The organism is Pseudomonas sp. SDO55104_S430 (assembly GCF_054070595.1).
The window spans coordinates 22,297-34,657 of record NZ_JBSVXG010000046.1 but is presented as its reverse complement, the minus strand read 5'-3'; the positions used below and the strand labels follow the sequence as shown (position 1 = coordinate 34,657).

Below are 12,361 nucleotides of genomic sequence, written 5' to 3'. Positions count from 1 at the left end.
AGTCAACTTTTCTGTTACTGACACACCGCATTCGCGAGCAAGCCCGCTCCCACAGGGTTCTGCATTTCAGGCTATCAATCGTCGCTGACGCTGATATTCGGCATCGCCGGCGTCAAGGCTTCCTGCAACACGATCCGCGCGCCGACGTGGCGGGCCAGTTCCTGGTAAACCATGGCGATCGGGCCTTCCGGCTCGGCGATGACCGTCGGCTTGCCGCCATCGGCCTGCTCGCGGATGTCCATCGACAGCGGCAGCGAGGCCAGCAGTTCGACGCCGTACTGGCTGGCCAGCTTCACCCCGCCACCCTCGCCGAACAGATGCTCGGCATGTCCGCAGTTGGAGCAGATGTGCACGGCCATGTTTTCCACCACGCCCAGCACCGGGATGTTGACCTTGCGGAACATCTCCACGCCCTTGCGCGCGTCGAGCAGGGCCAGGTCCTGCGGTGTGGTGACGATGACTGCGCCGGCCACCGGGACTTTCTGCGCCAGGGTCAGCTGGATGTCGCCGGTGCCCGGCGGCATGTCGATGACCAGGTAATCCAGATCGCCCCACGCGGTCTGGGTCACCAGTTGCAGCAAGGCGCCGGAGACCATCGGCCCGCGCCAGACCATCGGCGTGTTGTCGTCGGTGAGGAAGGCCATGGACATCACTTCCACGCCATGGGACTGGATCGGCACGAACCACTTCTGATCCTTGACCTGCGGACGGGTGCCTTCGGGGATGCCGAACATGATGCCCTGGCTCGGGCCATAGATGTCGGCGTCGAGAATGCCGACCTTGGCGCCTTCACGGGCCAGGGCCAGGGCCAGGTTGGCGGCGGTGGTGGACTTGCCCACGCCGCCCTTGCCGGAAGCCACGGCCACCACGTTCTTGACGTTGGCCAGCCCCGGCACCTGTGCCTGAGCCTTGTGCGCGGCGATGACGCTGGTGATATCGACACGGGCTGTCGCTACGCCATCCAGACCTTCGATAGCCATTTGCAGCATTTGCGCCCAACCACTCTTGAACAGACCGGCGGCGTAGCCCAGTTCGAGCTGAACGCTGACGCGGTCGCCCTGGACATCGATGCTGCGCACACATCCGGCGCTGACCGGGTCCTGGTTCAGGTAAGGGTCGGTGTACTGGCGAAGAACGGCTTCCACCGCTGCGCGATTGACGGCGCTCATGGGCAACTCCGATAACAAGGCTGGAAAATCGAGGGGGGTATCGTAACCGTTCCGCATCAAAGTCGGCATGCCTGACGATCATTTGTTGCGAACGCGGACCTGTGGCATAGGGATGAAAAATAAACGCCGGCGCTTTATAGTGGCCGACCTCCGTTTCATCAAGTAGCCGAGCCCCATGTCCGAGCCACGCAAGATCCTCGTCACCAGCGCCCTGCCCTATGCCAATGGTTCGATTCACCTTGGCCATATGCTGGAGTACATCCAGACCGATATGTGGGTGCGCTTCCAGAAGCACCGCGGCAACCAATGCATTTATGTCTGCGCCGACGACGCCCACGGTTCGGCGATCATGCTGCGCGCGGAAAAGGAAGGCATCACCCCGGAACAACTGATCGCCAACGTTCAGGCTGAACACAGCGCCGACTTTGCCGAATTCCTGGTGGACTTCGACAACTTCCACTCCACTCACGCCGAAGAAAACCGTGAGCTGTCGAGCCACATCTACCTGAAGCTGCGCGACGCCGGGCACATCGCTACCCGCTCGATCACCCAGTATTTCGACCCGGAAAAGAAAATGTTCCTGGCCGACCGCTTCATCAAGGGCACCTGCCCGAAATGCGGCACCGAAGACCAATACGGCGACAACTGCGAGAAATGCGGTGCCACCTACGCGCCGACCGACCTGAAAGACCCGAAATCGGCCATTTCCGGCGCGACTCCGGTACTCAAGGACTCCCAGCATTTCTTCTTCAAGCTGCCGGACTTCCAGGAAATGCTGCAGACCTGGACCCGCAGCGGCACCCTGCAGGACGCCGTCGCCAACAAGATCGCCGAATGGCTCGACGCCGGCCTGCAACAGTGGGACATCTCCCGCGATGCGCCGTACTTCGGTTTCGAAATCCCCGATGAGCCGGGCAAGTACTTCTACGTCTGGCTGGACGCGCCGATCGGCTACATGGCGAGCTTCAAGAACCTGTGCGACCGCACGCCGGAGCTGGACTTCGACGCGTTCTGGGCCAAGGATTCCACCGCCGAGCTGTACCACTTCATCGGCAAGGATATCGTCAACTTCCACGCCCTGTTCTGGCCAGCCATGCTCGAAGGCGCGGGCTACCGCAAGCCGACCGGCATCAACGTGCACGGCTACCTGACCGTCAACGGTCAGAAAATGTCCAAGTCCCGCGGCACCTTCATCAAGGCCCGCACCTACCTGGATCACCTGTCGCCGGAATACCTGCGCTACTACTACGCCTCCAAGCTGAGCCGTGGCGTCGACGATCTTGACCTGAACCTCGAAGACTTCGTGCAGAAGGTCAACTCCGACCTGGTCGGCAAAGTCGTCAACATCGCCAGCCGTTGCGCCGGTTTCATCCACAAAGGCAATGCCGGCGTGATGGTCGACACCAATGCCGCGCCGGAACTGACCGACGCTTTCCTGGCCGCAGCGCCAGGCATCGCCGACGCCTATGAAGCCCGCGACTTCGCCCGTGCCATGCGCGAAATCATGGCCCTGGCCGACCGCGCCAACGCCTGGATCGCCGACAAGGCGCCGTGGTCGTTGAACAAGCAGGAAGGCAAGCAGGCTGAAGTCCAGGCCATCTGCGCCACCGGCGTCAACCTGTTCCGCCAGCTGGTTATCTTCCTCAAGCCGGTACTGCCGCTGCTGGCCGCCGATGCCGAGGCGTTCCTGAACGTCGCGCCGCTGACCTGGAACGACCACACCACGCTGCTGGCCAACCACCAGTTGAACGAGTTCAAGGCGCTGATGACCCGGATCGACCCGGCCAAGGTACAAGCCATGACAGACGCTTCGAAAGAGGACCTGGCCGCCAGCCAGACCGACACCGGCGCCGCCCAGCCTGCCGGCAACGGCGAACTGGCCAAGGATCCGCTGTCGCCGGAAATCGACTTCGACACCTTTGCCGCGGTCGACCTGCGCGTCGCCCTGATCGTCAAGGCCGAAGCCGTGGAGGGCGCCGACAAGCTGCTGCGCCTGACCCTGGATATCGGCGACGAACAACGCAACGTGTTCTCCGGCATCAAGAGCGCTTACCCGGATCCATCCAAGCTCGACGGTCGCCTGACTATGATGATCGCCAACCTCAAGCCACGGAAAATGAAGTTCGGTATTTCCGAAGGCATGGTGATGGCCGCCGGCCCCGGCGGTGAAGAGATCTACCTGCTGAGCCCTGACAGCGGCGCCAAGCCTGGTCAGCGGATCAAGTAAGATCCGGCGACAAACCGATCCCACAGTCGTGCCCGGCGCGACTGTGGGATTTTCATGTCCGGGCACCCTCCGCCCGGGTCGGAAAATGCCTAAGCTTTTCAGACCGCCGCTTAAAAAAGCCCCGTCCCCGTCGGCACGAACATGACCGAAGCACTGCTCACGCTTATCAGCACCGCCCTGATCAACAACCTCGTGTTGCAATGGCCGCTGGGCGTCGATCCGCTGCTGGCCAGCCAGCGCCGGCCAGTGCATGCGCTGGGCATTGCGACGACCTGCCTGATGTTGATCGTCGGCGTGCTGGGTTACGCGCTCTGGCATTGGCTGCTGATGCCGCTGCAAGTCACGGCGCTGAGCCTGTTTGTCCTGCTGCCCCTGAGCGTGTTGCTGATCACCCCTGTGCTCGCCGGCCTGTCACGGGTGTTTCCAACGCTGTCGTTCGAAGGCCTCTGGCCGCTGTTGCTGGGCAACGCCGGTGTGCTCGGCGTGGCGCTGTTCAATGTGCGCAATGACCAGGGATTACTGAGCGCCACGGCCCTGAGCCTGGGCGCCGGGCTGGGTTTCTGGCTGGTGTTGAGCCTGTTCAACGACCTGCGCCAACGCACCCTCGATAATGATGTTCCCCTGCCCTTTCGCGGCCTGCCGATTGATCTGATCGGCGCCGGACTGATTGCAGTGGCTTTTCTCGGATTCAGCGGACTGATCAAAACATGAGTCTGATTCAACGCATCGACGCACTGTTGCCGCAGACCCAATGCGGCAAATGCGGTCATCCCGGATGCAAGCCCTACGCAGAAGGTATCGCCAGCGGCGAGCCGATCAACAAGTGCCCGCCAGGCGGCAACGAAACCATCCACGCCCTGGCCGAACTGCTGGATGTGCCGGTGCTGGAGCTGGATGTCAGCCGGGGTTCGGCTCCGGCGCAGCTTGCCTATATCCGTGAGGCGGAATGCATTGGCTGCACCAAATGCATCCAGGCCTGCCCGGTGGACGCCATCGTCGGCGCAGCCAAGCTGATGCACACGGTGATCATCGATGAATGCACCGGCTGCGACCTGTGCGTGGCGCCCTGCCCCGTAGACTGCATCGAAATGCGCCCGTTGCCGACGGCCACGGTGGTGCCGGTGGTCGGCGGCCTGGCGTTCAGTCTCGAAGAGCAGCGCGCCCGCGCTGCCAAACGCAATCACGCACGGCGCCGTTTCGAACGGCGCAACGCCCGCCTGCAACGCGAAGAACAACAGAAAGCCGCCGAACGCCAGGCCCGGGCGCAACAGGCGGCCCAGCCTGCCGTGACCAGCCTCGATCCGGTGCAGGCCGCCCTTGAACGCGTACGCGCGCAGAAGGCCGCCAATGCCGATGCGGCGCTGAAGAAAGCCAAGATCGATGTGGCAATGAGCCGGGCGCAACTGACCAAATCCCTCAAGGCCTTCGGTCATCCGCCGACTTTCGAACAGCAGTCGCAGCTGATTGTCCTGCAACAGCAATTCGAGGCGGCCGAGCAGGCCCTGGCGCAACTGGAAAGCGTCGCGCCGCCTGCCCCAGCTCCGACACCCGCAGCGACCCCTGCGAAGAATGCCGATTTGAATCGGGCGAAGATCCAGTTGGCCATGCGCCGCGCCGAGTTGAAAAAGGCCCAGGCCGCTCAGGCACCCGCCGAGCAGATCGAAGCTCTGGAGCGTGCACTCGGTGAAGCCGAGCGTCAGGTGGACGCCTATGCCACCCCTTGAGTCGGTCGACACCCGCTTGCAACAGGCCATGAAACTGGTGCTCCTGGCAACGCTGCCGGGGCTGCTGGCGATGTTCTGGGTGTATGGCTGGGGTGTGCTGATCAACCTGCTGCTGGCCGCCAGCGGCGCATTGGCCGCTGAAGCGGCGGTGCTGCGCCTGCGCAAACGCGCGCTCAAACCGTCCTTGAGCGACGGCAGTGCTCTGGTCAGCGCGACCCTGCTGGCTCTGGCTTTGCCGCCCTATTGCCCTTGGTGGCTGACAGTCAGCGCCGCCGCGCTTGCCATGCTGTTCGGCAAGCACCTGTATGGCGGCGTCGGCAGCAATCCGTTCAATCCGGCAATGCTCGGTTTTGCCCTGGTGATGGTGGGCTTTCCACAACCAATGACTCAGTGGCCTGCAGCCCACGGCATGGATCTGTGGGGCGGGTTGCAGCAGGTATTCGGTTTCGGCGATCAGCCGGACGCCTGGGTCCGGGCCACGGCGCTGGACAGCCTGCGCATCAACAAAAGCCTGACCATGGATGAACTGTTCGGGAGCAATCCGGCGTTCGGTCACTTCGGCGGTCGTGGCGTGGAATGGGTCAATCTGGCGTTTCTCGCCGGCGGCGCTTTCCTGCTGCAACGTCGGGTATTCAGCTGGCACGCGCCCGTCGGCATGCTCGCCAGCCTGTTCATCATCAGCCTGTTGTGCTGGAACGGCTCCGGGTCGGATTCCAATGGCTCGCCGCTGTTTCATCTGCTCACCGGGGCCAGCATGCTGGGCGCGTTTTTCATCGTCACGGAACCGGTGTCCGGCGCCAAAACCCCGGGTGCGAAATTGCTGTTCGGGATCGGCGTCGGGGTGCTGACCTATGTGATTCGCACTTGGGGCGGCTACCCCGATGGCGTGGCCTTCGCCGTGTTGCTGATGAACCTGTGCGTGCCGATGCTGGAGCGTCTCGCTACCGCCCGACAGGAGCGAACCGCACCATGAGCCGCGCGTCGAGCATTGTCATTGTCGGTTTACTGGCCGTCGTCGGGATTGGCCTGACCTGGTTTGCGCAGCACAGCAGTGCCCCGAGAATTGCCGCCGAGCAGCGCCTGATCGACAGCCGCAACCTGCTGGATGTGCTGCCGCCGGACAGCTACGACAATCAGCCGCTGGAACAACCGCTCGCCCTGGAAAAACCCACGCTGGCCAACAGCACACTGCTGGCGGGTTACCGGGCAACCAGAGCCGGCCAACCCCATGCCGTCCTGCTGCGAAGCCAGACACTGGGATACGAAGGCAGCATCGAATTGCTGATCGCCATCGACCTCAATGGCCGGCTGATCGGCGTGAAAACCCTCAAGCAGGTGGAAACGCCGGGCCTCGGCGCGCGTATCGCCGAATGGCCCAATGCCTGGCTCGGGCTGTTATCCGGAAAATCCCTCAACGATCCGGGCGACAGCGGCTGGGCCCTGAAAAAGGATCAAGGACAATTCGACCAGATCGCCGGAGCGACCATCACATCGCGGGCCGTGATCAACGCCACCCACGATGCCCTGCGCTACTTTGATGAACACCGGCAACCACTGCTCGGGAGTCCTGCCCATGAGTAAATCGCCGCTGTTGCAGAACTCGTTGATGCTCGCACCCCTGATCGGTGCCACCAGCTCAGTCATGACCGCTCTGGGTTTGTGGCTGATGTTCATGGTGGTGATCGCAGTGTTCGGCGTGGTGATGAACGCCTTGCGGCCGCGTCTGCTGACGTCGATGCAATTGCTGGCCAGTGTGATTCTGGCCGCAACCCTGACCAGTTGCGCGCAACTCGCCGTGCAACTCTGGTCGTTGCAGTGGTATCAGCAGATGGGGATTTATTCGGCGTTGATCGCCTTGCAATGTGTGGTGCTGGAGTACACAGGATTCTTCCAGAGCCCCTGGCGAAGTCGCCTGAACCTGTGCGCCGCGTTCGGCGCCTTGATGCTGGGCTTGGGATTGCTGCGCGAACTGCTCGGCAACGGCGCAATGGGTGGCCTGCGCCTGGCCACACTGGCACCCGGCGGCTTCATTTTGCTGGGATTGCTCATCGCCGCGTGGCAGGCCTGGCGCCGCCCAACACCTGAACAATGATCGCTTTCGAGGAAACGCACTGCCCATGAATGCCGCAAAACGTCTGGAAATATTCCGCAGGCTTCACGAAGACAATCCGGAACCGAAGACCGAACTAGCCTACTCATCGCCCTTCGAGTTGCTGATCGCGGTGATCCTGTCGGCGCAATCGACCGACGTCGGCGTCAACAAGGCCACGGCAAAACTGTTCCCGGTCGCCAATACGCCTGCCGCGATGCACGCCTTGGGGATTGAGGGGCTGTCGGAGTACATCAAGACCATCGGCCTGTTCAACAGCAAGGCGAAAAATGTGATCGAGACCTGCCGTTTGCTGGTTGAACGTCACGCCAGCGAAGTGCCGCAAACCCGCGAAGAGCTGGAGGCCCTGCCCGGTGTCGGTCGCAAGACCGCCAACGTGGTGCTCAATACCGCATTCCGTCAGCTGACGATGGCTGTCGATACCCATATCTTCAGGGTCAGCAACCGCACCGGCATTGCGCCAGGCAAGAATGTGGTCGAGGTCGAGAAGAAACTGATGAAGTTCGTGCCCAAGGAGTACCTGCTCGACTCCCATCACTGGCTGATCCTTCACGGACGTTATGTGTGCCTGGCCCGCAAGCCTCGCTGCGGCAGTTGCCGTATCGAAGACTTGTGCGAATACAAGCACAAGACCTCCGACGATTGAGCCGCTATTAAAATTATTGATATATCGATTGAAAAAATCTTTTTTACCCGCCGGGCGAATATCGATATAAGGAGCGCCAAAGGCCTTCTTAGCCTGAGGTAACTAAATGAGCACTGGCAAAGAGCAATTGGACGTAGATGACGAGTTCACTGCCGTTGAAGCAGAGGATGCCGAACCGGTTGTCGAAGTAGCGAAAACCAACCTGAGCAAACGCCGTACCATCGACAATCTACTGGAGGAGCGCCGACTGCAAAAGCAATTGGCCGATTACGATTTTGACTTATGACACCTGAAAGCCTCCGAAACGGAGGCTTTTTTCATTGCGCCGTACTGAGATAATTGCGCGCTCATTTCAACCGTCTCTCCCGGGATAAAGTCACACTATTCCATTGCGCTGAGCCAGTTCGATCAAGTCAACCAGCGAGCGCGCATTGAGTTTCAATAACAGGCGCGTCTTGTAAGTGCTGACAGTCTTGTTGCTCAGAAACATGCCATCGGCAATTTCCTTGTTGGTCTTTCCCCTGGCCAACTGTTGCAGCACCATCATTTCCCGCCCCGACAGGCGATCCACCATTTCCGCTTCACTGGCGTTACCCAGGCTCGCCCGCACGGTATGCAAGGCCTGATTGGGGAAATAGCTGTAACCAGACAATACCGCTTTTATCGCACTGAGAAGTTCGGTCAGGTCCTGCTGCTTGCAGACGTATCCGGCAGCCCCCGATTGCATGCAGCGCATTGAAAAGTGCCCGGGGGACTGGGAGGTCAATATCAACACCTTAATCGGCATGCCTGCCGTCGTCAGTCGCGCGATAACTTCCAGCCCGTCCAGCTTGGGTATCCCGATATCCAGAATGACAATATCCGGCAAGAACTCTCGTGCCAGTTGCAATGCATCCACGCCGTTATCGGTTTCTGCCACAACTTCGTAGCCATGACGCTCCATCAGCATACGTACCGCAAGACGAATGACGGGATGATCATCCACGATCAGCACTTTATTCATGGGCAGGTCCAATTTTCGCTGTTCGAATTTTTAGAGCCCGCACAATAGCCTAGTCGTTTGACGCGTTGCATGCCGCGCCCCCCGGCGAGCTGCACCGAGAGACATTCCCTACAAGATTCGCGGATTAATCCTACAAAAATCCTGCGAACCCGACGCCTTGAAAACTGTATCCATGGTCTTGATTAGTGCGCTATCGGTTTGGATCCGAAATGAACGATCACATTCCGGGAAATCAAATCGCGCCGAATATTACTGACGCCGGCGGCGCAAAACATTAACAGCAGAAATATCACACACCGAGTATCTGTTAGCTCTTACAGCAAAAAATCACCCATGGATAATCATTAACGAAACCCCATCCTTAAACCCGATAACAATGACCTTAAATAAAATCCTTCAAACGGGCATCGACAACTATGAGTAATGAACATGAACAAGCTCAAGAAAAGAATGACCAACCCCATGACCATCATCGCGACATTCGCAACACTGTCTGAAACCTCGGCCGCCGTTTCCCTGCCTTTCCTCGATAACGATGAAAGAGAGATCTACGTCTGGTTCCTGATCAGTTTTCCTTTTTATCTGCTGTTTCTTTTCTTCGTGACCCTCAACTTCAATTACCGATCGCTGTATTCACCCTCGGATTTTGAAAAGGACGAGCACTTTCTCAAGGCCATGGACGAGGCCGAACCATTAACCAGCACTTCAGCAAAAGGCCCGCGCGCCGGCGAACTTTCTTGCAGCGCTCAGGCGCCACCCGGGCCAATCGATTGGCAGCACGTTCGCCTGCCCAAGCAACTCAAGGGCATGCACATCATCGATACCCGATGGATGAAAACCAGAATGGAGTTCAACGCGTTACTTGCGCGAATAAAGAAACCGCAGGAAGGAAAAACCCAGGTGATCCTGTTTCTAACCGACAACGCTCTGGAAAAATCACTGGGGGACAGTCTGTTCGAGTTTTCCAGGCGCAGCAGCAAACGCGGTAACGCCAATTGCTGCGTCGCGTATGACTTGAATTCAAAAAGGGTGACGGTCATGGACCAGCGCCCACTGACAATCACTTGAGCACAAGGCAAGTCTTATCAGTGAGAAGCAAACCAGGAGGTATCAGGCAGATTGGCGTGGAATCGTCGTATCGCGATTTCAAAGCAAAAAAAATGGTGGCCCCGTCGACGACAAGGCCACCATTTCATTTACCGCTCAAGGGACTCAGAACAGTTTCCGGCCCTTGTTGGCAGCAATACGCATGCGCAAGGCGTTGAGCTTGATGAAGCCCGCCGCATCGGCCTGGTTGTAGGCGCCGCCATCTTCCTCGAAGGTCGCGATGTTGGCATCGAACAGCGAGTCGTCGGACTTGCGGCCGGTGACGATCACGTTGCCCTTGTACAGTTTCAGGCGTACGACGCCGTTCACGTTGACCTGGCTCGCGTCGATCATCTGTTGCAGCATCAGACGCTCAGGGCTCCACCAGTAACCGGTGTAGATCAGGCTGGCGTACTTAGGCATCAACTCGTCTTTGAGGTGAGCCACTTCGCGGTCCAGGGTGATCGATTCGATCGCACGGTGAGCGCGCAGCATGATGGTGCCGCCCGGGGTTTCGTAGCAGCCGCGGGACTTCATGCCCACGTAACGGTTCTCGACGATGTCCAGACGACCGATGCCGTGTTCGCCACCGATACGGTTCAGGGTCGCCAGCACGGTAGCCGGAGTCATTTCGACGCCGTCCAGTGCCACGATGTCGCCGTTGCGGTAGGTCAGTTCCAGGTACTGCGGCTTGTCGGGAGCGTTCTCCGGGGAGACGGTCCAGCGCCACATGTCTTCTTCGTGCTCGGTCCAGGTATCTTCCAGCACGCCGCCTTCATAGGAGATGTGCAGCAGGTTGGCGTCCATCGAGTACGGGGATTTCTTCTTGCCGTGACGCTCGATCGGGATGGCGTGCTTTTCAGCGTAATCCATCAGCTTTTCACGGGACAGCAGGTCCCATTCGCGCCACGGAGCAATCACTTTCACGCCTGGCTTCAGAGCGTAGGCGCCCAGTTCGAAACGAACCTGGTCGTTGCCCTTGCCGGTGGCGCCGTGGGAAATGGCGTCAGCGCCGGTTTCGTTGGCGATTTCGATCAGGCGCTTGGCGATCAACGGACGAGCGATGGAAGTACCCAGCAGGTACTCACCTTCGTAAACGGTGTTGGCGCGGAACATCGGGAATACGAAATCGCGCACGAACTCTTCGCGCAAGTCGTCGATGTAGATCTCTTTCACGCCCATGGCCTGAGCCTTGGCACGCGCCGGCTCGACCTCTTCGCCCTGACCCAGGTCAGCGGTGAAGGTCACCACTTCACAGTTATAAGTATCCTGCAGCCACTTGAGGATCACCGAAGTGTCCAGGCCGCCGGAATACGCCAGAACGACCTTGTTTACGTCCGCCATGCCATCACTCCACGGGGTTCTACGGAAAGCCGGGAAGTCTACCGCTCATACAGAATAATTTACAGTGGCGCGACAGCTTATGACGACGAAGCGACAGAATCTGTCGAGGGCGCGACGATGACCAATCGGTCATGAAGTTGCCGAAGTGGCCTGTTTCGTAGCTTGCGGCGCCACCTGCTCCGGCGGCGTGCCCCGCTCCAGGCGTACCGCCACCCGGCGGTTCTTCGCCCGGTTGGTGCTGTTGGTGTTGGGCGCCAGCGGATAACTCTCGCCGTGGAAACGCATGGTGATCTGCGATTCCTGGATGCCATTGGCCTTGAAGTACTCCATGACGGCAAGGGCCCGGCGGCGCGACAGGTCCCGGTTGGTCAGGCGGTTGCCACCGTTGTCGGAGTGACCGTCCAGCTCGATGCGATTAACCGTCGGATCGGCCTTCATGTATTCCAGCATCACCTGCAGCTTGGCTTTAGCCGCGCTGTCCAGTTCGATACCGCCACCGGGGAAACCGATCTGGGACTGCTTCACCTGATCGAAATTTTGCGGCAACAGCTTGGCGACACACACCTGGTAATCGGCGAACGCCTTGTTGAACCTGACCGGCAACAGACGCACTTCCGAGATTCCGCCATCCCCGGAGGAACGCCGAACCACGGGACTGCGCCCATCGATCAGGCCACTGATCAGGCGTCCGGCCTGAGCCTGGGAGCTGCTCAACAGCACATTGCCGCTGCCGATTCGCACGGTGCCCAGGTTGATATCGCCTCGCCCCGGCTGCCAGGGCGCCGCGGCGGCCAGCAAGGTGGCCGAGCCTCCGCCCATCATCGCGTTGGAAGCGTTGAGCCGGAATGTCGCCTGCTCGCCGGCACGGCGCACGAACTGCCCCGAGCCGAAATCGGTGATCGGCTGTGTCAGGCGGCACTCGAACTTGTCGCCTTCGACCGTCCACTCGATGCTCTCCAGACGGGTCTGGAAAGTGAGCGCCATCGCGGGAAGGCTGGCAAACACACTGAGCAAGGCTAAATAACGCTGGCGCACGGAAGGCTCCACTGGCT

At 60.0% G+C, this 12,361-nt stretch carries 12 protein-coding genes and 1 pseudogene; 9 read left to right on the top strand and 4 right to left on the bottom strand.

The annotated features are described in order from the left end of the window. Window positions 1-74 precede the first annotated feature (74 nt). Window positions 75-1,169, bottom strand: coding sequence for an iron-sulfur cluster carrier protein ApbC (gene apbC, locus ACW9JE_RS11245; RefSeq protein ID WP_457432777.1), 1,095 nt, complete (start codon window positions 1,167-1,169; stop codon window positions 75-77). A gap of 175 nt (window positions 1,170-1,344) precedes the next feature. Here apbC and metG point away from each other — a divergent pair, with 175 nt between their 5' ends. The 8 genes and pseudogenes from metG (at window position 1,345) to ACW9JE_RS11205 (ending at window position 8,162) form a co-directional block, all read left to right on the top strand. Further along, window positions 1,345-3,396, top strand: coding sequence for a methionine--tRNA ligase (metG, locus tag ACW9JE_RS11240; protein ID WP_457432776.1), 2,052 nt, complete (start codon window positions 1,345-1,347; stop codon window positions 3,394-3,396). Window positions 3,397-3,537: 141 nt separating this feature from the next. Next, window positions 3,538-4,107, top strand: coding sequence for an Rnf-Nqr domain containing protein (locus ACW9JE_RS11235; protein ID WP_457432775.1), 570 nt, complete (start codon window positions 3,538-3,540; stop codon window positions 4,105-4,107). Window positions 4,108-4,124: 17 nt separating this feature from the next. Then, window positions 4,125-4,499, top strand: a pseudogene (gene rsxB, locus ACW9JE_RS11230) (electron transport complex subunit RsxB); the annotation flags it as partial. Between the two features lie 607 nt (window positions 4,500-5,106). Further along, on the top strand, window positions 5,107-6,093 hold the full coding sequence (locus ACW9JE_RS11225) for an RnfABCDGE type electron transport complex subunit D (protein WP_457432774.1): 987 nt from the start codon (window positions 5,107-5,109) through the stop codon (window positions 6,091-6,093). Then, window positions 6,090-6,701, top strand: coding sequence for an RnfABCDGE type electron transport complex subunit G (locus tag ACW9JE_RS11220; protein WP_457432772.1), 612 nt, complete (start codon window positions 6,090-6,092; stop codon window positions 6,699-6,701). Before ACW9JE_RS11225 ends, ACW9JE_RS11220 begins: the two co-directional genes overlap by 4 nt. Continuing rightward, window positions 6,694-7,212 (top strand): Rnf-Nqr domain containing protein, encoded by a 519-nt coding sequence (locus tag ACW9JE_RS11215; protein WP_457432771.1) that lies wholly within the window; start codon window positions 6,694-6,696, stop codon window positions 7,210-7,212. The genes ACW9JE_RS11220 and ACW9JE_RS11215 overlap by 8 nt, the downstream gene beginning before the upstream one ends. Before the next feature lie 25 nt (window positions 7,213-7,237). Further along, entirely contained in the window at window positions 7,238-7,876 is a 639-nt protein-coding gene (nth, locus tag ACW9JE_RS11210) for an endonuclease III (RefSeq protein ID WP_457432770.1), read from the top strand. Between the two features lie 106 nt (window positions 7,877-7,982). Beyond that, complete coding sequence (locus ACW9JE_RS11205) at window positions 7,983-8,162, top strand: PA3496 family putative envelope integrity protein (protein ID WP_224538653.1); 180 nt, start codon at window positions 7,983-7,985, stop codon at window positions 8,160-8,162. A 90-nt stretch (window positions 8,163-8,252) separates the two neighbouring features. Here ACW9JE_RS11205 and ACW9JE_RS11200 read toward each other — a convergent pair whose 3' ends face one another. Continuing rightward, a complete protein-coding gene (locus ACW9JE_RS11200; protein ID WP_224538651.1) occupies window positions 8,253-8,879 on the bottom strand; it encodes a response regulator transcription factor in 627 nt (208 codons plus the stop codon). Window positions 8,880-9,308: 429 nt separating this feature from the next. Between ACW9JE_RS11200 and ACW9JE_RS11195 the strand changes: the two genes are divergently transcribed. Beyond that, a complete protein-coding gene (locus tag ACW9JE_RS11195; RefSeq protein WP_457432768.1) occupies window positions 9,309-9,947 on the top strand; it encodes a hypothetical protein in 639 nt (212 codons plus the stop codon). Between the two features lie 144 nt (window positions 9,948-10,091). Here ACW9JE_RS11195 and ACW9JE_RS11190 read toward each other — a convergent pair whose 3' ends face one another. Together ACW9JE_RS11190 and ACW9JE_RS11185 are read right to left on the bottom strand one after the other, a co-directional pair. Then, window positions 10,092-11,309, bottom strand: coding sequence for an argininosuccinate synthase (locus ACW9JE_RS11190; RefSeq protein ID WP_093226480.1), 1,218 nt, complete (start codon window positions 11,307-11,309; stop codon window positions 10,092-10,094). A gap of 129 nt (window positions 11,310-11,438) precedes the next feature. Further along, window positions 11,439-12,344 (bottom strand): flagellar protein MotY, encoded by a 906-nt coding sequence (locus tag ACW9JE_RS11185; protein WP_457432767.1) that lies wholly within the window; start codon window positions 12,342-12,344, stop codon window positions 11,439-11,441. Between the last annotated feature and the right edge of the window lie 17 nt (window positions 12,345-12,361).